At 74.8% G+C, this 23,830-nt stretch carries 27 protein-coding genes and 1 riboswitch; of the genes, 11 read left to right on the forward strand and 16 right to left on the reverse strand.

Features of this window, described 5'->3' with window-relative positions; all coding sequences use genetic code 11:
• Window positions 1-2: 2 nt before the first annotated feature.
• Together I4I82_RS30760 and iolC are read right to left on the reverse strand one after the other, a co-directional pair.
• Window positions 3-878, reverse strand: a complete 876-nt coding sequence (locus tag I4I82_RS30760; protein WP_226370343.1) for a Cgl0159 family (beta/alpha)8-fold protein — start codon at window positions 876-878, stop codon at window positions 3-5.
• A complete protein-coding gene (iolC, locus tag I4I82_RS30765) occupies window positions 871-1,857 on the reverse strand; it encodes a 5-dehydro-2-deoxygluconokinase (protein ID WP_218594398.1) in 987 nt (328 codons plus the stop codon). The genes I4I82_RS30760 and iolC overlap by 8 nt, the downstream gene beginning before the upstream one ends.
• Before the next feature lie 109 nt (window positions 1,858-1,966).
• Here iolC and I4I82_RS30770 point away from each other — a divergent pair, with 109 nt between their 5' ends.
• The gene (locus tag I4I82_RS30770) at window positions 1,967-2,710 is read left to right on the forward strand and encodes a GntR family transcriptional regulator (RefSeq protein ID WP_226370344.1); all 744 of its coding nucleotides are present in this window, start codon (window positions 1,967-1,969) and stop codon (window positions 2,708-2,710) included.
• Window positions 2,711-2,734: 24 nt separating this feature from the next.
• On the opposite strand, the gene I4I82_RS30775 is transcribed toward I4I82_RS30770, so the two are convergent.
• Both I4I82_RS30775 and I4I82_RS30780 read right to left on the reverse strand, forming a co-directional pair.
• A complete protein-coding gene (locus tag I4I82_RS30775) occupies window positions 2,735-3,466 on the reverse strand; it encodes a YqjF family protein (protein ID WP_218596306.1) in 732 nt (243 codons plus the stop codon).
• Between the two features lie 103 nt (window positions 3,467-3,569).
• Complete coding sequence (locus I4I82_RS30780; RefSeq protein WP_218596307.1) at window positions 3,570-3,767, reverse strand: hypothetical protein; 198 nt, start codon at window positions 3,765-3,767, stop codon at window positions 3,570-3,572.
• 179 nt (window positions 3,768-3,946) lie between these two features.
• Between I4I82_RS30780 and fgd the strand changes: the two genes are divergently transcribed.
• Window positions 3,947-4,969, forward strand: coding sequence for a glucose-6-phosphate dehydrogenase (coenzyme-F420) (fgd, locus tag I4I82_RS30785; protein ID WP_226370345.1), 1,023 nt, complete (start codon window positions 3,947-3,949; stop codon window positions 4,967-4,969).
• Window positions 4,966-5,751, forward strand: coding sequence for an enoyl-CoA hydratase/isomerase family protein (locus I4I82_RS30790; protein WP_218593459.1), 786 nt, complete (start codon window positions 4,966-4,968; stop codon window positions 5,749-5,751). The genes fgd and I4I82_RS30790 overlap by 4 nt, the downstream gene beginning before the upstream one ends.
• Window positions 5,752-5,805: 54 nt before the next feature.
• Here I4I82_RS30790 and I4I82_RS30795 read toward each other — a convergent pair whose 3' ends face one another.
• The 3 genes from I4I82_RS30795 to I4I82_RS30805 are packed head-to-tail and all read right to left on the reverse strand — an operon-like array spanning window position 5,806 to window position 6,752.
• The gene (locus I4I82_RS30795; protein WP_218593460.1) at window positions 5,806-6,231 is read right to left on the reverse strand and encodes a ChaB family protein; all 426 of its coding nucleotides are present in this window, start codon (window positions 6,229-6,231) and stop codon (window positions 5,806-5,808) included.
• Between the two features lie 3 nt (window positions 6,232-6,234).
• Window positions 6,235-6,543: a DUF4235 domain-containing protein gene (locus tag I4I82_RS30800; RefSeq protein ID WP_226370346.1), complete on the reverse strand. Its 309-nt coding sequence runs from the start codon at window positions 6,541-6,543 to the stop codon at window positions 6,235-6,237.
• On the reverse strand, window positions 6,540-6,752 hold the full coding sequence (locus I4I82_RS30805; RefSeq protein ID WP_218593461.1) for a hypothetical protein: 213 nt from the start codon (window positions 6,750-6,752) through the stop codon (window positions 6,540-6,542). Before I4I82_RS30805 ends, I4I82_RS30800 begins: the two co-directional genes overlap by 4 nt.
• 110 nt (window positions 6,753-6,862) lie before the next feature.
• Here I4I82_RS30805 and I4I82_RS30810 point away from each other — a divergent pair, with 110 nt between their 5' ends.
• Entirely contained in the window at window positions 6,863-7,288 is a 426-nt protein-coding gene (locus I4I82_RS30810) for an ATP-binding protein (RefSeq protein WP_218593462.1), read from the forward strand.
• A 5-nt stretch (window positions 7,289-7,293) separates the two neighbouring features.
• Here I4I82_RS30810 and I4I82_RS30815 read toward each other — a convergent pair whose 3' ends face one another.
• The 5 genes from I4I82_RS30815 to I4I82_RS30835 all read right to left on the reverse strand — a co-directional run bounded on the left by I4I82_RS30815 (window position 7,294) and on the right by I4I82_RS30835 (window position 12,595).
• Window positions 7,294-8,124, reverse strand: a complete 831-nt coding sequence (locus I4I82_RS30815; protein WP_218593463.1) for an AfsR/SARP family transcriptional regulator — start codon at window positions 8,122-8,124, stop codon at window positions 7,294-7,296.
• 195 nt (window positions 8,125-8,319) lie between these two features.
• Entirely contained in the window at window positions 8,320-9,264 is a 945-nt protein-coding gene (locus I4I82_RS30820) for an ATP-binding protein (RefSeq protein WP_218593464.1), read from the reverse strand.
• On the reverse strand, window positions 9,261-10,205 hold the full coding sequence (locus I4I82_RS30825; protein ID WP_218593465.1) for an MEDS domain-containing protein: 945 nt from the start codon (window positions 10,203-10,205) through the stop codon (window positions 9,261-9,263). Before I4I82_RS30825 ends, I4I82_RS30820 begins: the two co-directional genes overlap by 4 nt.
• 327 nt (window positions 10,206-10,532) lie before the next feature.
• Entirely contained in the window at window positions 10,533-12,089 is a 1,557-nt protein-coding gene (locus I4I82_RS30830; protein ID WP_218596308.1) for an acetolactate synthase large subunit, read from the reverse strand.
• Window positions 12,086-12,595 carry an OsmC family protein gene (locus I4I82_RS30835; protein WP_218594884.1) on the reverse strand — a complete coding sequence of 170 codons (510 nt, stop codon included), beginning with the start codon at window positions 12,593-12,595 and terminating at the stop codon, window positions 12,086-12,088. The genes I4I82_RS30830 and I4I82_RS30835 overlap by 4 nt, the downstream gene beginning before the upstream one ends.
• 58 nt (window positions 12,596-12,653) lie before the next feature.
• Between I4I82_RS30835 and clsA the strand changes: the two genes are divergently transcribed.
• The 5 genes from clsA to I4I82_RS30860 all read left to right on the forward strand — a co-directional run bounded on the left by clsA (window position 12,654) and on the right by I4I82_RS30860 (window position 15,670).
• Window positions 12,654-13,289 carry a cardiolipin synthase ClsA gene (clsA, locus tag I4I82_RS30840; protein WP_226370347.1) on the forward strand — a complete coding sequence of 212 codons (636 nt, stop codon included), beginning with the start codon at window positions 12,654-12,656 and terminating at the stop codon, window positions 13,287-13,289.
• Window positions 13,290-13,346: 57 nt separating this feature from the next.
• Complete coding sequence (gene gcvH, locus I4I82_RS30845) at window positions 13,347-13,724, forward strand: glycine cleavage system protein GcvH (RefSeq protein WP_218596309.1); 378 nt, start codon at window positions 13,347-13,349, stop codon at window positions 13,722-13,724.
• A 77-nt stretch (window positions 13,725-13,801) separates the two neighbouring features.
• The gene (gene garA / locus I4I82_RS30850) at window positions 13,802-14,248 is read left to right on the forward strand and encodes a glycogen accumulation regulator GarA (protein ID WP_172162777.1); all 447 of its coding nucleotides are present in this window, start codon (window positions 13,802-13,804) and stop codon (window positions 14,246-14,248) included.
• A gap of 145 nt (window positions 14,249-14,393) precedes the next feature.
• Window positions 14,394-14,867 carry a bifunctional nuclease family protein gene (locus I4I82_RS30855; RefSeq protein ID WP_172162775.1) on the forward strand — a complete coding sequence of 158 codons (474 nt, stop codon included), beginning with the start codon at window positions 14,394-14,396 and terminating at the stop codon, window positions 14,865-14,867.
• Window positions 14,868-15,091: 224 nt separating this feature from the next.
• Window positions 15,092-15,670 (forward strand): MerR family transcriptional regulator, encoded by a 579-nt coding sequence (locus tag I4I82_RS30860; protein WP_205346908.1) that lies wholly within the window; start codon window positions 15,092-15,094, stop codon window positions 15,668-15,670.
• 45 nt (window positions 15,671-15,715) lie between these two features.
• On the opposite strand, the gene I4I82_RS30865 is transcribed toward I4I82_RS30860, so the two are convergent.
• Window positions 15,716-16,006 carry a YiaA/YiaB family inner membrane protein gene (locus I4I82_RS30865; RefSeq protein WP_218594684.1) on the reverse strand — a complete coding sequence of 97 codons (291 nt, stop codon included), beginning with the start codon at window positions 16,004-16,006 and terminating at the stop codon, window positions 15,716-15,718.
• Window positions 16,007-16,097: 91 nt separating this feature from the next.
• Window positions 16,098-16,191: riboswitch (glycine riboswitch) on the forward strand.
• 164 nt (window positions 16,192-16,355) lie between these two features.
• Here I4I82_RS30865 and gcvP point away from each other — a divergent pair.
• The gene (gene gcvP, locus I4I82_RS30870) at window positions 16,356-19,238 is read left to right on the forward strand and encodes an aminomethyl-transferring glycine dehydrogenase (RefSeq protein ID WP_218596310.1); all 2,883 of its coding nucleotides are present in this window, start codon (window positions 16,356-16,358) and stop codon (window positions 19,236-19,238) included.
• 749 nt (window positions 19,239-19,987) lie between these two features.
• Here gcvP and I4I82_RS30875 read toward each other — a convergent pair.
• Window positions 19,988-20,854, reverse strand: a complete 867-nt coding sequence (locus I4I82_RS30875) for a 3-methyladenine DNA glycosylase (RefSeq protein ID WP_218596311.1) — start codon at window positions 20,852-20,854, stop codon at window positions 19,988-19,990.
• Window positions 20,855-21,063: 209 nt separating this feature from the next.
• Between I4I82_RS30875 and I4I82_RS30880 the strand changes: the two genes are divergently transcribed.
• Window positions 21,064-21,381 carry a class I SAM-dependent methyltransferase gene (locus tag I4I82_RS30880; protein WP_218591999.1) on the forward strand — a complete coding sequence of 106 codons (318 nt, stop codon included), beginning with the start codon at window positions 21,064-21,066 and terminating at the stop codon, window positions 21,379-21,381.
• On the opposite strand, the gene I4I82_RS30885 is transcribed toward I4I82_RS30880, so the two are convergent.
• The gene (locus I4I82_RS30885) at window positions 21,363-22,424 is read right to left on the reverse strand and encodes a hemolysin family protein (RefSeq protein ID WP_218591998.1); all 1,062 of its coding nucleotides are present in this window, start codon (window positions 22,422-22,424) and stop codon (window positions 21,363-21,365) included. The two genes, I4I82_RS30880 and I4I82_RS30885, sit on opposite strands and share 19 nt — an antisense overlap.
• The gene (locus I4I82_RS30890; protein ID WP_218591997.1) at window positions 22,417-23,757 is read right to left on the reverse strand and encodes a hemolysin family protein; all 1,341 of its coding nucleotides are present in this window, start codon (window positions 23,755-23,757) and stop codon (window positions 22,417-22,419) included. Before I4I82_RS30890 ends, I4I82_RS30885 begins: the two co-directional genes overlap by 8 nt.
• Window positions 23,758-23,830: the final 73 nt, after the last annotated feature.

Consider the following 23,830-nt stretch of genomic DNA (forward strand, 5'->3'; position numbering starts at 1 on the left):
GCTCACAGCAGCCCCACCGCGGTGTCGACGGCGGCGGCGACGTCGTCGTCGGCCGGGTAGAGCAGGGATCGGCCGATGACCAGGCCCTGCACGGTCGGTAGCGCGAGCGCCTTGCTCCAGTCGGCGAAGGCGGCGTCGGGGTCGGCGCTCACCTCGCCGCCCAGGATCAGCGCGGGCAGCGTGGTGGCCGCCATCGCGCGCTCCATCTCCTCCACGATCGGGACCTTGAGCCAGGTGTGCGCCGAGGTGCGGCCCAGGCCGGCGGCGACGGTCATCGCGCGCGTCATGGCCTCGGCGGTGAGCTCGTTGCGCACCCGGCCGTCGACGCGGTGGGAGATGAACGGCTCGACCATCGCCATCAGCCCGTGCGCGGCGAGGTCGGAGACGGCGTGGGCGCAGGCCTGCAGGGTCGAGACGGTGGCGGGGTCCTCGGCGTCGATGCGGCTGAGCATCTTGCCGCCCTCCCACCCCGACGCGGCGATCCCCTCGGCGTCGTAGGCGGTGAAGCGGTCGTCGATCTCGAAGACCGTGCCGGCCAGGCCGCCGCGGTTCATCGACCCGACGACGACCTTGCCCTCGAGCGCGCCGAGCAGCAGCAGGTCCTCCAGCACGTCGGGCGTGCCGAGGACGCCGTTGACGCCCGGGCGCGAGAGCGCGAGGCACATGCGGTCGATGAGGTCGGCGCGGTCGCCCATGGCCAGCGACCGGTCACCGGCGCGCAGCGCGCCCCGGGCGGGGTGGTCGGCGGCGATCATCATCAGCCGGCCGTGGTCGCCCAGCAGCGACGTGGGGCGGACGCGGCGCGCCGCCGCCTCCGCCACGGCGCCCGGACGGTGGACGCGGGTCTCGACCAGCGTCCGCAGGCTCTCCTCACGCACCGACGGCCTCCTTCAGCATCGCGTCGACCTCGTCGGAGGTGGGCATGGCGTCGGCACAGGCGAGGCGGCCCGCGACGATCGACCCGGCGGCGTTGCAGAACCGCATGGAGCGCTCCAGGTCCCAGCCCGAGAGCAGGGCGTGGCACAGGGCGCCACCGAAGGCGTCGCCCGCGCCCAGGCCGTTGACGACCTCGACCGGGACGGGCGGCACGACGACCTCGCGGGCCCCGCCGTCCTGCGTCGTCTCCGAGGCGAGCACCCCCGCCGGTCCCTGCTTCACCACGGCGAGCCGGACGCCGGCCGCGTGCAGCGCCGCCGCGGCGGCCCGCGGCTCGCGCTCGCCGACCGCGGTCTCGCACTCGTCGAGGTTGCCGACGGCCACGTCGACGAAGGGCAGCGCCTCGCGGACCCAGCGGCGGGCCTCCTCGCGGGACTCCCAGAACATCGGGCGGTAGTCGAGGTCGAGCACGGTGGTGCCGCGCCGGCCCCGGGCGCGCAGGGCGTCCAGGGTCGCGGTGCGGCTCGGCTCGCGCGACAGGCCCGTGACCGTCACCCAGAAGACGTCGGCGTCGCGGACGGCGTCGAGGTCGAGCTCCTCGGTGCGGATCACCAGGTCCGGCGCGGGGTCGCGGCCGTAGAAGTAGAGCGGGAAGTCGTCGGGCGGGAAGATCTCGCAGAACACGACCGGCGTCGGGAGCCCGGGCACGGCGGTGACCTGGCGGTCGTCGACGCCGAAGCCGCGCAGGGCGTCGTGCAGGAACTCGCCGAACGGGTCCTGCCCGGTGCGGGTGATCACCGCGCTGGCGCGGCCGTGGCGCGCGGCGGCGACCGCGACGTTCGTGGCGCTGCCGCCCAGGTACTTGCCGAACGACGTCACCTCGCGCAGCGACACCCCGATCTGCAGCGGGTAGACGTCGACGCTGATGCGCCCCATCGTCAGCACCTCCGGCGCCGCCCCGACCCTGTCCTGCACTGGCATCCCGACTCCCTCGTCGCGGTGGTGGTCCGATCCGCGGGGTCAGGTGTACTCTCACCGGGAGATCAGGTCAACACTTTGTCCTGACAAAGTCGGCAGAAGGTGGTGGATCGTGACGGAACGGGCCGTTCCCGAGGTGGCGCTCGACCGCACGAGCCCGGTCCCGCTGTACTTCCAGGTCGCGACCCGGTTGCAGCAGCTCATCGAGGACGGGGTCATGCCCGTCGGCAGCCGGCTGGAGAACGAGGTCGAGCTCGCCGAGCGCCTCGGTGTGTCGCGGCCCACCATGCGCCGGGCCATCGCCTACCTCGTCGAGCGCGGCATGCTGGTGCGGCGCCGGGGGATCGGCACGCAGATCGTGCACCCCAAGGTGCGCCGGCCCGTCGAGCTGACGAGCCTCTACGACGACCTCGCGAAGAACGGCCAGGCCCCCCGCACCGAGGTGCTGCTGCTGGAGGTGCGCCGCGCGCCCGACCACGTCGCGGAGGCCCTCGGGGTGCCCGGCGGCCTGGACATCACCTGGATCGAGCGGCTGCGCCACTCGGGCGGCGAGCCGCTGGCGATCATGCACAACGCCGTGCCGCTCGACCTCCTCCCGCTCACCGAGGCCGACCTCGCCGAGCGCGGGCTCTACGAGCTGCTGCGCGCGGCCGGGCACGTGCCGCGGATGGCGAGCCAGACGGTGGGGGCGAAGGCCGCCACCGCCGCCGAGGCCCGCCAGCTCGGCGACCCCCGCGGCGCCCCCATGCTCACGATGGTGCGCACGGCGTGGGACGAGTCGGGGCGGGCTGTGGAGTTCGGCTCCCACGTCTACCGGGCCAGCCGCTACAGCTTCGAGCTGACGCTGACGAGCTGACGCCCCCCGACCCCTTCGAGCCGGTCAGTGGACGGTCGGGAACCCGAAGCACACCGGCACACCGTCGCTGAACAGCACGTGGTCGGGCGGCCCGTGCACCAGGTGTCCCAGGCCGACCGACGCGACCAGCCCGTCGTCGAGCTCGGTGATCTCGGCGGTGCGCAGCGGCCACGGGGGATGGGCGTTGCGGACGTACAGCGTGCGGCCGAGGTGGGCGACGTGCAGGCCCCAGCGGGCGGTGAGGAACCGCTCCAGCTCCCCGTCGGCGGCGGGGCCGCCGGGCCGCAGGCCGACGCGGCTCTCCGCCCGCGTCCCGGGCCACCGCAGGCGTGTGGCGTAGCGGTGGACGCCGTGCTCGGCGCGGTGGCGCATCCGCGCCCACCGGTACGGCAGCCCGAACACGGTGCGGGCCCCGGCGACGATCACCGCGCGGTCGGTGTCGAGGCCGAGGAACACCACACCGCGGCGGCCGGCGTCATCGACGGAGTACAGCCGCACGTTCGTCTCCAGGAACGTCCCCGCCCACGGCACGCCCGGCCCGTGCGCGAACCCCGCCAGGACCATCCGGAACGGCACCAGCCCGACCCAGGTCCGCCCGTGGACGACGTCCGGGCGGACGCCGGGCGGGAACAGGTGCGCCACGTCCGCCGGGTCGACCGCCCAGTGCAGGAAGCCCACGTCCGACCAGCGCTGGCGCATGAGGTGGGGCCGGGGGAGCGCGGGGGCGGTGGGGGACACGGGTCCGGGCAGAGGCACCCCTCCAGGCTGCTCCTCCCCGCGCCGGCCCGCGCGCCCACCGCGTCGGCCGGCGCGCGAACGGCACTCCCACCCCACCAGGTCGGGCGAGAGTGCCGTTCGCTCAGGCCGGGGAGGCGCGCCACGCCGCGTGCAGGGCTGCGAACTCGCCCTCGCCCGCCAGCACCACCCGCGCCGGCGACACCAGCTGCCGCTGCCCGGCCGAGAGCCGCCCGCCGCGCTTGCGGACGTCGGTGTCGACGCCCTCGGGCAGCGCCTCGACGAACCCGCGCGCACCCACCGCGACGGTCGTGTCGAGCACGGAGCTGATCGTCTCCAGCGCCGCGGCCGCCCAGCGGACAGGGTGCCTGCTGCGGGGCCGGGCGGGGGAGGGCCGCTCATGGCTCCTCCGACGGCAGGTCGGGATCGCCCGGGGCGCATGCGGGTTCGGCCGTGCTGTAGAAGGGTGAGGTCCGGTCACCGCGAGAAGGAGCACCCACAGTGTCGTTGAGGTCCGGGTCGTTGAAGATCGGCTACAAGGCGTCGGCGGAGCAGTTCGCCCCGCGCGAGCTGGTGGAGTACGCCGTGCGGGCCGAGGAGGTCGGGCTCGACAGCGCGGCGGTGTCGGACCACTTCCTGCCCTGGCGCCACGAGGGCGGCCACGCGCCGTTCGCGCTGAGCTGGCTGGCCGCTGTGGGGGAGCGCACCTCGCGCATCCAGCTCGGCACCTCGGTGCTGACGCCGACGTTCCGCTACAACCCCGCGGTGCTGGCGCAGACGTTCGCCACGCTGGGCCTGCTCTACCCGGGCCGCGTGATGCTGGGCGTCGGCACGGGGGAGGCGCTCAACGAGATCGCGGTGTCGGGCCGCGAGTGGCCGGAGTTCAAGGAGCGCTACGCCCGACTGCGCGAGGCCGTGCGGCTGATGCGCGAGCTGTGGACGTCCGACGAGCCGGTGTCGTTCGAGGGCGAGTACTACAGGACCGTCGAGGCCACGATCTACGACCGCCCCGAGCAGCCGGTCCCGGTGTACATCGCCGCCGGTGGCCCGCAGATGGCGAAGTACGCGGGCCGCGCGGGCGACGGGTTCATCTGCACCTCGGGCAAGGGCATGGAGCTCTACACCGAGAAGCTGCTGCCGGCCGTCGCCGAGGGCGAGGAGGCCGGGGAGAAGGAGCCCGGCTCGGTCGACCGCATGATCGAGGTCAAGATGTCCTACGACCGCGACGCCGACAAGGCCCTGGAGAACTGCCGGTTCTGGGCGCCGCTGTCGCTCACACCCGAGCAGAAGCACAGCGTCGACTCCTCGGTGGAGATGGAGCGCCTGGCCGACGAGCTGCCGATCGAGCAGGTCGCCAAGCGCTGGGTCGTCGCCTCCGACCCCGACGACGCCGTCGCCCAGATCAAGCCCTACATCGACGCCGGCCTCAACCACCTGGTGTTCCACGGCCCCGGCCACGACCAGGAGCGCTTCCTCACCCAGTTCTCCGAGGACGTGCTGCCGCGGCTGCGGGAGCTGGGATGAGCGATCCCGTGTCGTCCCCCGCCGTGGAGCAGGACGGGCGCGTCCTGCGCGCCCGCGTGGCGCGCGGGCGGCACGGCACCCTCGACGGCGAGGCGCTGCCCGTCATCGCCGAGGCGCTGGCCGTGCTCGACCCGGCCACCACCGGCGCGGTGCTGCTGGTGTCCGAGGGCGACAGCTTCTGCACCGGCGGCGACGTCCGCGCCTTCGCCGGCGCGCAGGACCGCGGCGGCTACGTGCGCTCGCTCGCCGAGTCCTTCCACGTGTTCCTGCGGGCGCTCGTCGAGGCACCGGTGCCCGTGGTCGCGGCGGTGCCGGGCTGGGCGGCCGGGGCGGGCATGAGCATCGTGTGCGCCTCCGACCTCGCCGTGGGCGGCCGCTCCACGAAGCTGCGCCCCGCCTACCCCGGCATCGGGTTCTCCCCGGACGGCGGCATGACGTGGACGCTGCCGCGGATCGTCGGCGCGGGCCGGGCCCGGCACATCCTGCTCACCGACCGCGCCGTCGACGCCGCCACCGCGCTGGAGCTCGGCCTGCTGGCCTCCGTCGTCGACGACGGCGAGGTGCGGGCCGAGGCCGAGCACACCGCGCACCGCGTGGCCCACGGGCCGACGGCCGCGCTGGGCCGGATCAAGGGGCTGCTGGGCTCGTCACCGGACCTGCCGCTGGCCGAGCAGCTCGCCGCGGAGGCGGCGGCGATCTCGGCGAGCGCCGCCGGACCGGAGGGCGCGGAGGGGCTCGCCGCGTTCACCGAGAAGCGGCCGCCGGACTTCCACCGCGGCTGAGCGAGCACGACGGAGGACCGGTGCGCCACGGCGCACCGGCCCTCCTGCGATCGGTCAGTCCTTCTTGCGCGCCTTGGCCGTCTCGCGCTCGCCGGCCTTGCGCACCGCCTCCACCAGCTCGTCCTTGTTCATCGACGAGCGGCCGGGCACGTCGAGGCGCCGGGCCAGCCCGAGCAGGTGGTCCTTGGTGGCGTTGGCGTCGACGCCACCGGCCGTGGGCAGGTCGGTGTCGGCGCCGCCGCGCTCGGCCTGCTCGTCGGACGGGCCGTACTCGTCCTTGGGCTCCCAGTGGTCGCCTACCTTCTCGTGGGTGTGCTTCAGCGCCGCGAACGCCGTGCGGCGGGCGCGGGCGCCGTCGCCGTCGTAGGTCTCCATCGCGGACTCGTAGGTCTTCTCCCACGTCCGCTCGGCCTTGGCGTCGGAGCGCTCGACCGTGCTCGGCAGGGCCTCCTCGCCCGAAGGAACCTTCTCGGGGGGCACCGCCTACACCTCCGCTCGACGCGCCGGCGCGTCGAGGAAGCGCCGCACGCCCTTCATGCCGTAGCGGTCGACCGCGGTCTTGATGAGGCCGAAGACCGCGCCCTGGATCGTGGCGGCCAGCAGCACCTCGCGGGTGCTGTAGTCGTCCGAGAGCGGCTGCGGGGTCCCGTCCTCGTCGGACACCCGCTTCCACACCAGACCGAACACCCAGCTCGCGATCATGCCGCCCAGCACGCCGAACACCAGCCCGAACGGCTTGTAGGCGATCTTGCCGAGCGGGCTCAGCTCGTTCCCGTCCCCGCGGCGGCTCACTGCGCCCGCCTCTCGGCGCCGGTCTCCTCCGCGTACGCGGGGTCGTCGCCGGCCACGCGGCCGACGAACTCCTGGTTGGGGCCCGTCCCCGTCGTGCTGGTGGTGTCCGGGGTCTCCTCGGGCTCGTTCGAGTCGTTCTCGCGACCGCCGGCCTCGCGGGCGTTCGCGAGGGCGGGGTCGTTGGGGACGTCGTCCTCTGGTCCGTGCATGGCGACGTGTACCCGTACGGAGCGCTCGTGACACACCCGCTGTGATGCACGTCGTGCCACCCGCGGCCCGTGCGGGTTTGCCGGACCGGGGGCCGGGGCATCCGTGCACCGTGAACGACGGTCGCACCCTGAGCCAGGGCGGTAGGCCCCGGCTCCGCCTGCGGCACCGGGCCGATCCGGTCGAGCTCGGACGCATCCGCCGCCAGATCGCCGGGTGGGCGCAGCGCTCCGGGGTGCCCGAGGACGTGACCATGGACCTGCAGCTCGCTGTGGGCGAGGCCGTCGCCAACGGCGTCGAGCACGCCTATGGTGCCGACGACGAGGGCACCGTCGAGGTCGACGTGGAGGTGCGCGACCAGCCGCCCGCGGCGGTCGTGGTGCGCGTGGCCGACCACGGGACCTGGCGGACCGCGCCGACCGTCACCGGCTACCGCGGACGCGGCCTGCTCATGATCGAGCGGCTCGCGCAGCAGGTGCAGGTGCTGTGCTCGCCCGGGGGCACCGAGGTGTGCTTCGAGATCCGGTACCCCGGGTGAGGGTGCTAGCGGAAGGTGCCGGGCACCGATCCGCCCGCGACCAGGCGGCGCGTGGCGCCCGAGGCGCGCACCGAGCGCAGGCCCGGGAGCTGCACCGCGGAGCGCGGCATGACCGAGCGGGAGCGCATGACGGGCCACGCCGGGCTGGGCGGCATCAGGGAGTCGAGGCCGAACGCGGGGGCGGCGCCGACGCTGGAGCGCAGGAGCTCCTGGTACTCGTCGTACTCGGCGACGGCGGCGGCGATGTTGCCCTGCGCCAGGTGCGCCTCGATGAGGGCGCGGCGCGCGGACTCGCGGCTGGGGGCGGCGTGGACGGCCTGCTGCGCGAGCGCGACGGCCTCGTCGTACCGGGCGGCGGCGGTGAGGCGCAGGCTGCGCTCCTCGGTGGCGTGCAGGCGGAGCTGGCGGAACCGCTCGCGCTCGACGACCAGCCACGCGGCCGTCCAGCCGGGCAGGATGTCGGCGGCGAGCAGCGCCAGGTCGGGGTCCTCGACGGCGGGGACGTCGGGCAGCGTGCGCAGCAGCGCCATGGCCTCGGCGAGATCGACCTCGACGTCGGGGGCCAGCGACAGCGCGCCGTCGGCGTCGGTGACCAGCAGCCCGGGTACGTCGACCGCGAGCACGGCGTCGTCGAGCAGGCGCATCGCGGCCGCGACCGGGACGCCCGGCCACAGGTCGACGGCGAGCGCGGCGCGGCGCTGGGGCCGCGGGTGCACCGCGAGGTAGGCGACCACGCGGCGCGCGTCGGCGCCGAGGGGCACCGCGGCGTGGTGCGCGTGGAGGGTGAAGGAGCCGAGGACGGTGACCCGGTGGGGCACGGTCGTTCCGGCCGGCATCGTGCGAGATCGTCGCTGATCCGAAGGCATGGCTGTCCCGGTCTGTGGTGGTGCCGATGATGACCCGTCTGCAACCGTATGGCGCCGAGTCCGCAGAGAAGTGTTCTCCGGCGACGACCACTTGCCAAGAGGCTGCTTCGTCACAGTTGCCGGGCGACGTGCGGCCGGACGGGTGACGATCGCGAGCATCATAGCTCAGGGCGCGGCGCGGACCCGCACGTGGGTGCCGTGCTCGTCCGACCAGACGTGCAGCAGGTCGCAGAGCTGACGGGCGATCCACAGGCCGCGCCCCCGGGGCTCCGACGGGTGCGGTGACGCCATCCCGGGCAGCGGGTCGGCGAGCGCGCCGGTGTCGTGCACCTCGCACACCAGCCCGCCGCCGGTGGCCCACACGTGCAGCTCCGCGGCGGGGCCGCCGTGCTCGACGGCGTTGGTGGCGACCTCGTTGACGGCGAGCACGACGTCCTCGGTGCGGTCGTCGGTGAAGCCCGCGGCACCGGCGAGCCCGCGCACCGCGCGCCGGACCTCCTGCAGCTGCCACGACCGGAACGACACCGTCACGTCCGGCACGCCGAGCAGCAGGGGAGGGGCGACCGGGTGCGAGGCGAGGACCTCGCGCGGCGCACGGTGGCGGGCGTTGGCTCGCAGGTCACCGTGCACGAGCACGTGCGGGTGGTTCTCCGCGGCGCCGTCCAGCACGCACTGGTGCAGCGGCAGCTCGGGGAAGAAGCAGGTCAGGCGCACGGGCAGCTCGGCGAGCGCGATGTTGACGGCCGCGTCGAGCTCGGTCCAGAAGCTGCCGTCGGGGCCGTCGAGGTCGGGCTGGTGCTCGGTGAGCACGGTGATCGGCCCCGCCACGGTGAGCTCGCGCAGCTCGCGTCCGCGTTGCAGCGCCACGGTCTGCCCGGAGCCGTCCACGACGGGCCGGGCCAGGACGTGCAGCGGCGCGCCCGTGCCGAGCTCGGCGCGCAGGGCGGCCTCGGTGTCCTCCTGCAGCGACAGCGCCACCTGCTCGTCTCGCACGAGCGCGTGCTCCACGAGCGGGACCAGCTGGGCCAGCAGGTCGGTGCGCGAGGAGTGGTAGGCCGCGGCGTGCACCAGCTTCGGTGCCGCGCTCGCGGGAGTGCCGGTGATCCTCACGAGACGTCCTGCGCGACAGGGACGTCGCCCGCGGGCGCGGTGTCCGTCGTGGACCCGGGCGCGTCGTCCTCGGCCGGGCCGTGGGGTTCCACGCGCAGTTGCTCGGCGAACGGGGCGCCGCAGCGGTCGAGCAGGCGCCCCACGCCCGGGCGCACCCCGGTGAGCACGAGCCGGTGCGTGCTGGGGAACTCCTCGGCGGCGTGCACCAGGCTGACCGCGGCGGCGACGTCGAGGAAGCGCAGCGACGCCAGGTCGAGCGTGATCTCCGCCGACGACGAGTGCGACCGCAGGGCCTCGTCGAGCGCGGCGTCGAGCGCCCGGCGGATCCGCGGCCGGTTGCTGTGGTCGATCTCGCCGGCGACCCGCGCCGACGACGGCCCGGTGGCGGTGATCCGCAGGAGGCTGTCGTCGTAGATCGCGGGGACGTGGATCTCGGTGGTGTGCACCGCGCGCAGCCGCTCGATGAGGTCCTCGGGGTAGCGGCCGCGGTCGAAGGTGCAGAGCATGCGTCCGGGGCGGACGTCGAGCACCTCGTCCAGGCGGGCCTCGTACTCGAGCATCGCCACGCCGCCGTCGTGCTCCAGGCCCTGGCTGCCGTCGCCCATCACGCGTACCGAGGGCCAGCCCTGCTCCACCGACTCGGTGATGACGTGGTCGAGGGTCTGCAGGAGCTGGTTCACGCCGCCGGTCACCAGGCCGCGGGTGACCTCCGCCGGCACGATGGAGAACTGGCCGCTGCGCAGCGCCGTGCGGTAGGCGACGCGGTCGTCGTCGAAGCGCTGCAGCAGCGACCCGGCGCCGCCGCCGTCGAAGTAGAGGACGCGCTCGCCCTGCGCGATGCCCTGCGCGAGGTAGGCCGCCGTGGTCTCCCACAGCTGCTCGTCGCTGACCGGGATCGTGCAGGCGTGCGACACGGAGGTCGCGTCCTGCAGCGCGGTCATCGGTCCCCCAGGGGGGTCGGGTGCGGGTGGGAACGCCACCTCGGGCGCGGCGCGCCGCTCGGACCCTGAACGCCCGGACCCGCTGCGTCACACCTCCACCACTCTACGTCCGGGGCCCCGGACGGGCCCGGGGGAGGGCCGGTCGCCGAGCGGTGAAGGGCACGTCGGCCGCGACGAGCGGTGGCCCGCCCGTGACGGGCGTGACCTGGGCCATCACCCGGCGGAGCCGTTCGGAGCAGTCTGCACGTGCAGCGGGACCGGGCATCTGCACGTGCATCCGGTGACGCAGGCTCAGGCGGATCGGTTGCGTCGCCGGCGCCGCGAGGGTCAGACGAGCGCGGGCACCATCGCCTCCACGAGGTGCGGCCCCGGCTCGGCCGCCGCGCGCCGCAGCGCGTCGGCGAGCTCGTCGGCCGTGGTCGCCCGGACGGCGGGCACGCCCATGCCGCGGGCGATCGCGGTGAAGTCGAGCTCGGGACGGCCGAGGTCGAACAGCCCCGCCGCGACCGGGCCGCCCGTGGCGCCGACCGCCGCCAGCTCCATGCGCAGGATCGCGTAGGCGCTGTTGTGGTAGACGACCGTGGTGACGTCGAGCCCCTCGCGGGCGTGCGTCCACAGCGCGGAGATCGTGTACATCGCGCTGCCGTCGGCCTGCAGGCACCACACCGGCCGGTCCGGGCAGGCCACGGCCGCGCCGGTGGCGGCGGGGAGTCCGTAGCCGATGGCGCCGCCGGTGAGGGTGAGCCAGTCGTGGCGCGGAGCGCCCGCCGTGGCGTCGGGCAGGCCGAGCCCGGACGTGATCGCCTCGTCGACGACGATCGCGCCCTCGGGAAGCAGCGCACCGACCACGGCCGACGCGCTCGCCACCGTCAGCTCGCCGGTGGGCATATCCGGGCGCGCGGCCGCGGCGGTGGCGGCGGTGGTGCCGGGGGCGAGCAGGTCGGCGAGCTCCTCCAGCGCGGCCGTGGCCGCGCCCGTCCCGTCGACGACGGCGTGCACGGTGCGCCCGTCGGGCACGAGGTCGCCGTCCTTGCCGGGGTAGCCGAAGAAGGCGACGGGGGAGCGGGTGCCCACCAGCACGACATGGCGGGCCGCGCCGATCTGGTGGCGTGCGGCGTCGCCGAGGTAGGCCAGGCGCCCGACCGGGGCCACGCCCGCGCCGCGCTCCAGGCGCGCCGGGAACGTCTCGGCGAGCAGACGGGCGCCGGTGGCCGCGGCGACGCGGTTCGCGGCGGCGAGACCGTCGGCGCGGGTGGCGTCGCCGCCGATCAGCAGGACGGCGGGCTCGCCGGACGCCAGGGCGTCGGCCGCGGCGCGCAGCGTCCCGGGATCGGCGACGGGCCGGTCGGCCACGGCCGCGGGCGGCGCGACCCGCCCGCCCGAGCCCCAGCTGACGTCGGCGGGCAGCACGAGCGTGGCGACCTGCCCGCGGTGGGCGGCGGCCACGGCGTCGGCGCCCACGTCGGCGGTGGACGCGCTGTGGCGCACCCACCCCGAGACGCTGCCCGCGATCGCGGCGATGTCGGACTGCAGCGGGGCGTCGAGCGGGGCGTGGGTCAGTGCGTGGTCGCCCACCACCGCGACGACCGGCGTGTGCGCCCGCCGCGCGTTGTGCAGGTTCGCCAGCCCGTTGCCCAGGCCCGGGCCCAGGTGCAGCAGCGTGGCCGCGGGGCGGCCGGCCATCCGGGCGTAGCCGTCGGCGGCGCCGGTGGCGACCCCCTCGAACAGGGCGAGGACCGCCCGCATCCCCGGGACCCCGTCCAGCGCGGCGACGAAGTGCATCTCCGACGTGCCGGGGTTGGCGAAGCAGACGTCGACACCGCTGCCGTGCAGCGTGCGCAGGAGCGCGGTGGCCCCGCTGGTGCGCTCCTCGTGTCCGCTCACGCCGCGGTCGTCACCGTCACGTCGGTCTTCGGCGAGGAGACGATGGTCTGCAGCACGACGCAGTAGCGCTCGGTCAGCTTCATGAGCGTGGCGACCTGCTCCTCGTCGGCGGAGGTCTGCAGGGCGAAGCTCAGGCGGATGTCGCGGAAGCCGACCGGGGCGTCCTTGGCGACGCCCAGGGTGCCGCGGAAGTCGAGGTCGCCCTCGGCGTGCACGGTGCCGGCGACCTCGATGCCGATCGCGGTGGCGACCGCGCGCATCGTCACCCCGGCGCAGGCCACGAGCGCCTCCAGCAGCATGTCGCCGGAGCAGAGCTGGGTGCCGTCGCCGCCGGTGGCGGGGTGCAGGCCGGCCTCCGACAGCGCGGTGGCGGTGCGCACCGTGCAGGCGATGCCCGAGCCGTCGAGCTCGCCCTCGGCCTTCAGCGTGACGAGCGCGGCCGCGGGGTCGTCGGCGTACCGGGCCTTGAGCGGAGCCTGCATGGCCTTGAGGGCGGCGGTGTCCATGCGCCACATCGTGCACAACGGTTCGCCCCGGCGCACTCCCCGGCCCTACCCTGCGGGCGTGTCCGCCCCGCCCGCCGACCGCGTCCTGACGGTCCCCAACCTGCTCAGCCTGTTCCGGCTGGCCGGGGTGCCGCTGTTCCTGTGGCTGCTGCTCTCCCCGGGCGCCGACGGCGCCCCGGGCTGGGGCGACGGCTGGGCGGTGCTCGTGCTCGCCGTCGGCGGGTTCACCGACTGGCTCGACGGGAAGCTCGCGCGGCTGCTGGGCCAGTACTCGCGCCTGGGCGCGCTGCTCGACCCGGCCGTCGACCGCCTCTACATCCTCGCCGCGCTGCTCGGCCTGGGGGCGCGGGGGATCGTGCCGTGGTGGTTCGTCGGGCTGCTCGTGGCCCGCGACCTCGTGCTCGGGGTGTGCGTGCTGGTGCTGCGCGGGCGCGGCTACGGGCCGTTCGTCGTCACCTACCTGGGCAAGGCGGCCACGTTCCTGCTGCTCTACGCTTTCCCCCTGCTGCTGCTCGGCCAGGCCGACGGTGCCTGGGGTGCGGTCGCGCTCCCGCTGGGCCTCGCGTTCGCCGTCTGGGGCACCGCGTTGTACCTCTGGTCCGGGTCGCTGTACCTCGCCCAGTTCGTCCTGGCCCTCCGTACTGGCCCTGCCCACCCCGGGCCTCCTCCGTCGGCCGTTCCGTCCCCCGACTAGTCCCACCCGCCCCGGGCCTCCTCCGTCGGCCCTTCCGTCCCCCACTAGGCTCCCCGCGTGATTCCCGACGATCTGCGGTACACCGAGGCGCACGAGTGGGTGCGCGACCTGGGCGACGGCGTCGTCCGGATCGGTATCACCGACCACGCGCAGAACCAGCTCGGCGACGTCGTCTTCGTCCAGCTGCCCGACGTCGGCGCCTCCGTGGCGGCCGGCGCCTCGATCGGCGAGGTCGAGTCGACGAAGTCGGTCTCCGACATCTACTCGCCCCTGGCCGGTGAGGTCGTGTCCGTCAACGACGCCCTCGCCGACAATCCGGAGCTCGTCAACACCGGTCCGTACGAAGCCGGGTGGATGCTCGAGCTGCGCGTCGCCGACGGCGGTCTGGACGCCCTCCTCGACGCCGGGGCCTACGCCGATCTGACGGGCGCCTGACCCCTCGCGTGCCCGTCGGGCACGGTAGGTTCCAGCCCACCATCCACCGCCCCACCACCGCAGGAGGAGACCCCGACGTGACCACGAACGACGGGCCAGGCGTACCGCCGGAGCGCGCACCGGAGACCACCTCGGTCTTCCGCGCCGACTTCCTCGCCGACGCCGAGCCGCCTGCCCAGGACCAGCCGGTCTCCGGGGTCGACGCGCTCCCCGCGGGCGCCGCCCTGCTGGTCGTCAAGCGCGGCCCGAACGCCGGTTCCCGGTTCCTGCTCGACCGCGTCTCCACGAGCGCGGGCCGGCACCCGGACAGCGACATCTTCCTCGACGACGTCACCGTCTCCCGGCGCCACGCGGAGTTCCGCCGCGACGCGGGGGAGTTCGTCGTCGTCGACGTGGGCAGCCTCAACGGCACCTACGTCAACCGCGAGCCGGTGGACACCGCGGTGCTCGCCAACGGTGACGAGGTGCAGATCGGCAAGTTCCGCCTCGTCTTCCTCACCGGACCGGCGCAGCCCGGCGAGTGACGCGTCCGACGCGGCTCGCCGCCCGTCCGGAGGCGGGCGCCGGGCGGGCCGCCCGTGTAGCGTCGAGGGTGTCGGACACGGGGTGGCCCGGTCGCAGGACCGGAGCGCCCCGACACCGCAGCACGACCCAGGAGGAGGAGAGCGCATGAGCGAGATGCGCGTCGTGGGAGTCCGTGTCGAACTCCCGGCGAACCAGCCCATCCTCCTGTTGCGGGAGACGAGCGGCGACCGCTACCTGCCGATCTGGATCGGCTCGGTGGAGGCCACGGCCATCGCCCTGGAGCAGCAGGGGGTCAAGCCGGCCAGGCCGTTGACCCACGACCTCCTCAAGGACGTGATCTCCTCGCTCGGGCGAAGGCTCGAGCAGGTGCGGATCACGGACCTGCAGGAGGGCACGTTCTACGCCGAGCTGATCTTCGACGGCGGCATCACGGTGTCCGCGCGGCCGAGCGACTCGGTGGCGCTGGCCCTGCGGATCGGCGTGCCGATCCACGCCGAGGAGAGTGTGCTCGCCGAGGCGGGCCTCGTGATCCCCGACGAGCAGGAGGACGAGGTCGAGAAGTTCCGCGAGTTCCTCGACTCCATCTCGCCCGAGGACTTCCGGGGCGCCCAGCCCTGAGTCGCGGCCGGCCCACCGCGGCCGGCCCACCGGGGCCGGTCGGCCGGGCCCTGTCCGGCCCTGCTCCGGGATGCCGGCGTTGGGCCGGTCCGGTATCGTGCCGTCCGACTCGCCCGCTGTCGGGTGACGCGCCCCGGCGCGCCGCGTTGACCCGGAGCGTCGTCCCGCTTACGGTCAGCTCCGAGATCGGGTCCCGCTCGGGGACCCCGGCGGGAGGGAGCTCGGTGGACAACCCACCGTCGGTCGACCCGGAGCAGGGTGAGCTCTTCCCGGACCCGTTGCTGGGCGCGGGCCTCGACGGCCTGCCCGACCAGCTCGTCGGGTTCCGCGGCCCCACCGCGTGCCAGGTCGTCGGCATCACCTACCGGCAGCTCGACTACTGGGCGCGCACGGGTCTGGTCATGCCCTCGATCCGCGGAGCGGCCGGTTCCGGCTCCCAGCGGCTGTACTCGTTCAAGGACGTGCTGGTCCTCAAGGTCGTCAAGCGCCTGCTCGACGCCGGGGTGTCGCTGCAGAACATCCGCGTCGCAGTGGAGCACCTGCGCCGCCGCGGCATCCGCGACCTGGCCGGCATCACGCTGTTCTCCGACGGCACCACCGTCTACGAGTGCAGCTCGCCCGAGGAGGTCGTCGACCTGCTCCAGGGCGGGCAGGGCGTCTTCGGCATCGCGGTGTCCGGGGCCATGCGCGAGATCAGCGGCTCCATCAAGGACTTCCCGGTCGAGCGCGCCGACGGCGGCAGCGTCGACGAGACGCCCGAGGACGAGCTGTCGCGCCGGCGCTCGCGCCGCGCCATCTCCTGAGCGCACCTTCCCTGGACGCGACCCCTGGTGGCGGCCCCTCGCGGGTCAGCGCACCGCGAACGGGTCGTGCTCAGCGAGGAGCTTGTCCATGCGCGCCTGGTCGACGCGGGTGACGACCGTGCTCACGTCCTGGCGGTCGCGGATCGTCTTCGCGAGCGTGAAGGCCGAGGTCGTGACGTAGAGGATGCCGAGGCCGAGGAACGCGCGGACCCAGCCGTCGGCCGGCAGGAAGATCACGGCGACGGCGACCGCGGAGAGCGAGACCGCGAAGGACAGGACCGCCTGGACGTGGAAGGCGGCGGTCGTGGGCGAGACGGGCGGCGGGGTCGAGGTCATGGGGGGATCCTGGCGGCCGGGTGACCGCCGTCGCGTCCGTAGGAGTACGGCGATCGGCCCGCAGGTCCCCTACAGTGGGCGGGGCAGTCGCCGAACCAGCGCGGGAGAGTCCGGTCGCCGAGCCGGACGCCGAAGGAGCAACTCCTCCCCGGAACCTCTCAGGCACCCAGGACCGCGCCGGTGAGACGCCTCTGGAAAGCGACCGCGCCCGCACGGGCGGTCCACCGACGGGGAAAGCCCGGCGCTCACGACGAGCGCCGCCGGTGAATCTCTCAGGTGCCTTCGGGTGGTGACAGAGGGGGAGGACGGATCCGTCCTGCCCCGCCCGCCCCGTCCCGGAGGTCCGCACGTGAGCACCGACCGCCCCACGCAGCCGAGCCTGGCCGAGCTGGAGAGCGGCGTCCCGTTCGCCGACCGGCACATCGGCCCCCGCCCGTCCGAGCTCGACACGATGCTGGCCGCCGTCGGCGTCTCCTCGCTCGACGAGCTCGCCGCCCGCGCGGTGCCCGACCCGATCCGCGACACCGGGCCGGTGCCCTCGACGCTGCCCCCGGCCGGGTCCGAGACCGAGGTGCTCGCCGAGCTGCGGGCGCTGGCCGCGCGCAACACCGTGACCGTCCCGATGATCGGCCTGGGCTACTCGGGCACGATCACGCCGCCGGTGATCCGCCGCCACGTGCTGGAGAACCCGTCCTGGTACACGGCGTACACGCCCTACCAGCCCGAGATCAGCCAGGGCAGGCTCGAGGCGCTGCTGACGTTCCAGACCGCCGTCGCCGACCTCACCGGGCTGCCGGTCGCGGGCGCGTCGCTGCTCGACGAGGCAACCGCCGCTGCCGAGGCGATGACGCTGCTGCGCCGCGCGGGCAGGGCCCCGTCGCCCCGGTTCGTCGTCGACGCCGACACGCTCCCGCAGACCGTCGACGTCCTGCGCACCCGGGCCGAGCCGCTGGGCATCGAGCTCGTCGTCGCCGACCTCACCGACGGCCTCCCCGAGGGTGACGCGTTCGGCGTGCTGCTGGCCTACCCGGGCGCCTCCGGTGCGGTGCGCGACCCGTCCGCGCTGATCGCCGCGGCGCACGAGCGCGGCGCGCTGGTGGCCGTGGCCACCGACCTGCTCGCCCTCACCCTGCTCACCCCGCCCGGCGAGCTCGGGGCCGACGCCGTCGTCGGCACCACGCAGCGCTTCGGCGTGCCGATGGCCTACGGCGGCCCGCACGCGGCGTTCCTGTCGGTCGGGCAGAAGCTGGCGCGCCAGCTCCCGGGCCGGCTCGTCGGGATGTCGCGCGACGCCGACGGCAACCCCGCGCTGCGCCTGGCGCTGCAGACCCGCGAGCAGCACATCCGCCGCGAGAAGGCGACCTCCAACATCTGCACCGCGCAGGTGCTCCTCGCCGTCGTCGCGGCCTGCTACGCCGTCTACCACGGGCCCGACGGGCTGCGCCGCATCGCGCAGCGCACGCACCGGATGGCCGCGGTGCTGGCGGCCGGGCTGCGCGCGGGCGGCGTCGACGTCGTCCACGACGCGTTCTTCGACACCGTCACCGCCCGCGTGGCGGGCCGCGCCGACGAGATCGCCACGGCCGCGCACGAGGCCGGCGTGGCGCTGCGCCGGGTCGACCCCGACACGCTCGGCGTCGCCACCTCCGAGGTGACCACGCGCGCGCACCTGGAGACGGTGTGGGCCGCGTTCGGCGTCACCGCCTCGGTGGAGGACCTCGACGGGACCACGGCCGACGCCCTGCCCGCCGACCTGGCACGCACCAGCGAGTACCTCACGCACCCGGTGTTCCACTCCCACCGCAGCGAGACCTCGCTGATGCGCTGGCTGCGCCGCCTCGCCGACGCCGACCTCGCGCTGGACCGCACGATGATCCCGCTGGGCTCCTGCACGATGAAGCTCAACGCGACCGCGGAGATGGAGCCGATCACCTGGCCCGGCTTCGCCGACCTGCACCCGTTCGCGCCGGCCGCCGACGCCGAGGGCACGCTCGAGCTGATCGCCGACCTGGAGCGCTGGCTCGCCGAGCTCACCGGCTACGCCGCGGTGTCGCTGCAGCCCAACGCGGGCAGCCAGGGCGAGTTCGCGGGCCTGCTCGCCATCGCGGCCTACCACCGCTCCCGCGGCGACGACCACCGCGACGTCTGCCTCATCCCGGCCAGCGCCCACGGCACCAACGCGGCGTCGGCCGTCATGGCGGGGATGCGGGTGGTCGTCGTCGCCACCGCCCCCACCGGCGACGTCGACCTCGACGACCTGCGCGCGAAGATCGCCGAGCACCGCGACGCCCTCGCCGCGCTGATGATCACCTACCCGTCGACGCACGGGGTGTACGAGGCCGCGGTCCGCGACGTCTGCGACGCCGTGCACGAGGCCGGCGGCCAGGTCTACGTCGACGGCGCCAACCTCAACGCGCTCGTCGGGGTGGCCCGGCCCGGCGCGTTCGGCGGCGACGTCAGCCACCTCAACCTGCACAAGACGTTCTGCATCCCGCACGGCGGTGGCGGCCCCGGCGTCGGCCCGGTGGCCGTGGCCGAGCACCTGGCGCCGTTCCTGCCGGGCCGGGCCGGAAAGGACGGGCACCGCGTCGGCCCGGTGTCCGCCGCGCACCACGGCAGCCCCGGCGTCCTGCCGATCTCGTGGGCCTACGTCCGCCTGATGGGCGTCGACGGCCTGCGCCGCGCGACGCTGACCGCCGTGGCCGCGGCCAACTACGTCGCCGCGCGCCTGGGGGAGCACTACCCGGTGCTGTACGCGGGCGCCGACGGGCAGGTCGCCCACGAGTGCATCCTCGACCTGCGGGGGATCACGAAGGACACCGGCGTGACGGTCGACGACGTGGCCAAGCGGCTCGCCGACTACGGCCTGCACGCCCCGACCATGTCGTTCCCGGTGGCCGGCACGCTCATGGTGGAGCCCACCGAGAGCGAGGACCTCGCCGAGATCGACCGGTTCGTCGACGCCATGATCGGCATCCGGGCCGAGATCGACCGCGTCGCAGCGGGGGAATGGCCCGTGGAGGACAACCCGCTGCGCGGGGCCCCGCACACCGCGGCGTGCCTGGTCGACAAGTGGGACCACCCCTACCCCCGCGAGCTCGCGGCCTATCCGACCGGCGCGACCCCGGGCGTCCACGACCGCAAGGTGTGGCCCCCGGTCCGGCGGATCGACGGGGCGCACGGCGACCGCAACCTGGTCTGCTCGTGCCCGCCGGTCGAGGCCTACTCCTAGCTCGTCGAGCCCTCCTCCGCGGCCTGTGGGGGAGGGCTCTTCTCCTGGCCACAAGTCAATGATTCGGTGACGCACCGGATGCTGTCGGGGTGGAGGGCACTCGAACGCACACCATCCCGCCCTTGATCGTCGTTGACCGCACCTGACGGTCGTCCCCACAAATGTGTGGTGCGACGGGCAGCGATCACCGCGGCCGTGATCACCGAAACCGCACCGCCACCGTCCCTGCGACGACCCTGGCGGTGCATTTCCGGCGATCAAGGGCGGTTGGTGCGGGGCGGGCCGGTCCTGGTTGACGTGCACGGTTGCGTCGACGGCCGACCCGGGGCTGCGGTGAGCGGTGATCGCCGGCCGCGGCGCACCATCCGGCCTTGATCGCCGCCGGTCGCACCTCACGGTCGCCCCGACAGCCGTGAGGTGCGGCGGGGGAGGAGCAGCAGAGGTTCGCACGATCGTCGGAAGTGGTGCGTCGATGTCACCGGCGGCAGCCACGAACCACGTCCCGCGATCATCACGCCTCCAGCGAGGCCTCGGACCTGGAGTGATACGTGGCCTGCCCCCCAGTTCAGGGCCCGGCCCGTAGTCTTTTCCTTCCATGTCAATCGATCATTGACGCTTCGGACCGTCGATCTTTCGTTGACCTGCAGAAACTGGCCGGAACACTCGCATGGCCGCCGTCCCGCGCGCGTTCCCGTCTGCCGCGAGGGTTTCCTGCTCCCGCGAGGCCCCCGAGGCTCGCGGGAGCAGGTTCAGCGCGCGGGAAGGGCGGGGCAGGCGGCCGTGACCGCGTCGCACACGGCGATCAGCCGCCGGCGCAGGGGAGCGGCCCGGTCGGCGAACCCGGCCTGGGCGCGGGCGTACTCGGCGCGGCCGGCCGGCGTCTCGATGCGGACGGGCGGGTAGCCGAGGTCCGCGAGGTCGTACGGGCTCGCCCGCATGTCGAGCTCGCGGACGTCGACGGCGAGCGCGAAGCAGTCGGCCAGCAGGTCCGACGGTGTGGCGGGGGAGAGCTTGTAGGCCCACTTGTAGAGGTCCATGGTCGCGTGCAGGCAGCCGGGCTGCTCGTTCGCGACCTGGTCCTCGCGGGTCGGGGTCAGGGCGTTGCGGGGGCGGGAGGCGTCGGCGAAGAAGCGGAACGCGTCGTGGTGGGTGCAGTGCACGGGCAGCGACTCGACCACGGCGTCGGTGCCGGCCGGCCCCAGCCGCAGCGGCACGGCGCCGTGGCGGGGCGCGTCGGTGCGGTACACCATCGCCCACTCGTGCAGGCCGAAGCAGCCCAGGCGGGCGGGGCGGGAGGCGGTGGCGTCGAGCAGGGCGCGGACGAACTCCGTGGTGCCGCGCAGCCGACCGGGCAGCGCCGACGGGTCGAGGTGCACGGCGTCGCCGTCGCGGACCCACCCGGGGCGCTCCTGCCCGCCGCGCAGGGCGACGCCCAGCCCGGGCTCCCACTGCTCGAGCCGCGCGGGACGCAGCGAGTAGTAGGTGAACAGGAAGTCCAGGACGGGGTGCGCCTCACCGCGGCGGCGCCGCTCGCGGTGCGGGCCGGTCCAGGTGCCGACCCGGGCACGATGCGCGGCGGCCAGCCCGCGCCACGTCCGTTCGTCGAGGACCCGCACCGCGACGACGCTACCGGGGCCAGGATGGCGCGCTGGATGCAGCGGCCTGTTCGACGCCGCCGCGACCGGCCCGGCCACCAGCGCCGAGCTGGCCGGGCGGGCCGGGCTCGACGGGCGGTTCGTGCTGCCCGAGGCGCGCGCTGTTCCTGTGCGGGCCGCGCGCCACGAACATCGGCCCGTCGGCGGGACTGCTGCAGCGGCTCGACGCGGTGTCGCCGCAGCTCGAGCGCTGCTTCCGCGACGGCGATGGCCTCGCGAACGTCGCGCTCGTCGTCGCCGACGCGGTGGACCTCGCCCCGGAGCGGGCCGACGACGTAGTCATCACCGCCGTCGACGCGATCCACGAGCAGCAGCGGCCCGAGGACGTGCTGCGCGCGACCCGCGACGCGCTGGCCCCGGGCGGCGTGTTCGTCATGGTCGACACGAACTTCGCCGCCGGCGTCGGCCGGCAACCTCGACCACCCGTTCGCGCCGATGGCGATCGCGCGCCCCGCCCGCAGAACGTGATCTACGTGGGCCGGACCTGACCGTCGGGGGCGTGGGTGGCGTCGCGGACGTCGCCCACGTACCGCTCGATGAGGTCCTCCATCGTCACCAGGCCGACCGTGGAGCCGCCCGGCCCGACGGCCCGGCCCAGGTGGGCGCGGTGGCGCCGCAGCACGGCCAGCGCGTCGTCCAGCCGCGCCCCGACCGGCACCTCGGGCAGCGCCCGGATCCGGGCGGGCGGCACGGCCGCGTCCTCGTCGTCGGCGAGGTCGAGGATGTCCTTGACGTGCAGGTAGCCGGTGAGCCGGCCGTCGGTGGCGCGCAGCGGGAACCGGGAGTAGCCGGTGCGGGCCACCTCGCGGGCGACGTCGCCGACGACCGGGCGCGGGCCCAGCGTCACCAGGTCGCCGGTGGCGATGACGACATCGGCCACGGTGGCCTGGGCCGAGCGCAGCGTGCGGGCGAGGCGGCTGGTCTCCTCGTCGTCGAGCAGGCCCTCGCGGCGCGACTCGGTGATGAGGTCGGCCAGCTCGCCGGAGGTGAAAGCGGCCTCCAGCTCGTCGCGCGGCTCGACCCCGACCAGGCGCAGGACCCCGTTGGCGAGGAAGTTGAAGAACGCGATCAGCGGGCGGGCCGCGGTGGTGAACACCAGGAACGGCGGCACCAGGACGATCGCGGCGGCCTCGGGCCCGGCGATGGCGATGTTCTTGGGCACCATCTCGCCCAGCACCATGTGCGCGACCACGACGACGGCCAGCGACACCGCGAACGCGATCGGGTGCAGCACCGCCTCGGGCAGCCCGACGAGTGCGAGCGGCGCCTCGATGAGGTGCGCCACCGCGGGCTCGCCGAGGCGGCCCAGCAGCAGCGAGCAGATCGTGATGCCCAGCTGGGAGGCGGCGAGCATCCGGGACAGGTCGGCGTGCGCGCGCAGCACGACGCCCGCGGCCGCCTGGCCGGAGTCGGCCATCGACTCCAGGCGGTCGCGCCGGGCGGAGACCAGCGCGAACTCCGCGCCGACGAAGAACGCGTTGCCGGCCAGCAGCAGCACGGCCGCGACCAGGGCGAGGACGTCGCTACCCACGGACGGCCTCCTCGGGGAGCGGGTGGGACGACTCGGGCGGCGGCGGGTGCATCCGCAGCTCGGCGACCCGGTTGCGGTCGCGGCGGGTCACGGTGAACCGCCGCCCGGCGACGACGAGCTCGTCGCCGACGTCGGGCAGTCGCCCGAGCTGGGCCAGCACCAGCCCGGCGAGCGTCTCGTAGGGGCCGTCGGGCATCGCGAACCCGGTGGCGTCGGCCACCTCGTCGGCGCGCAGCAGCCCGGACACGAGCCAGCCGCCGTCGACGAGGGACTGGACGCGGTCGCGCTCGCCGCTGTCGTGCTCGTCGTGGACGTCGCCGACGATCTCCTCGATGAGGTCCTCGAGCGTGACGATGCCGGCCGTGCCGCCGTACTCGTCGACGACCAGCGCCATCTGCAGCCCCGACCCGCGCAGCGAGGTGAGCAGCGCGTCGCCGTCGAGGGAGCCGGGGACGGTGGGGACGGTCTGCACCAGGTCGCGCACCGGGGCCTGCCGGTCGGGGGCGCCGAACGCCTGCTTGACGTGCACCACCCCGAGCACGACGTCGGGGTCGCCCGCGTCCACGGGGAACCGGGAGAACCCGGTGCGGCGGGCGAGGGCGACGAGGTCGGAGAGCGTGTCGTCGGCCGAGAGCGACGCCATCCGCACGCGCGGGGTCATCAGGTCCTCCGCGACGCGGTCGGTGAAGCGCAGGGAGCGGTCGAGCAGGGTGGCCGTGCCGGCGTCGAGAGTGCCGCTCTCCGCGCTCGACCGCACCAGCGACGACAGCTCGCGCGGCGAGCGCGCCGAGCGCAGCTCCTCCGCGGGCTCCACGCCCAGGCGCCGGACCACGGCGTTGGCGGCGCTGTTGAGCGCGGTGATCAGCCAGCGGAAGGCGTGGGCGAAGGCGCTCTGCAGCCACACCACGTTGCGCGCGGTGCGCAGGGGGTTGGCGATCGCCAGGTTCTTGGGGACGAGCTCGCCGAACACCATCGACAGGGTGGTCGCGACCAGCAGCGACAGGATCGTCGCCGTGGTGGCGGCGGCCGTCTCGGCCAGCCCGACGGCGTCGAGCGCGGGCCGGAACAGCGACGCGATCGCGGGCTCGGCGATGTAGCCGGTGACCAGCGTGGTGACGGTGATGAGCAGCTGGCTGCCCGAGAGCTGGAACGACAGGTCGCGGTGGGCGCGCTGCACGGTGCGGGCGCGGGCGTCGTCGACCTCGGCGACGTGCGCGTCGACCTGGCTGCGCTCCAGGGCGGTCAGCGAGAACTCCGACGCCACGGCGACGAACGTGCCCATCGTCAGCACGGCCACGCCGACGAGGCCCAGGACGGAGAGCAGGACCGTCATGGGCGCACGGCCGTCGTGCGGCGGAGGGGCAGGGTGGTGCAGCCCGGCTCGGCCGGGCGTGCGGTGCGCACGG

The sequence above is a fragment of the Pseudonocardia oceani genome (assembly GCF_019263585.2).
Taxonomy (GTDB): domain Bacteria; phylum Actinomycetota; class Actinomycetes; order Mycobacteriales; family Pseudonocardiaceae; genus Pseudonocardia; species Pseudonocardia oceani.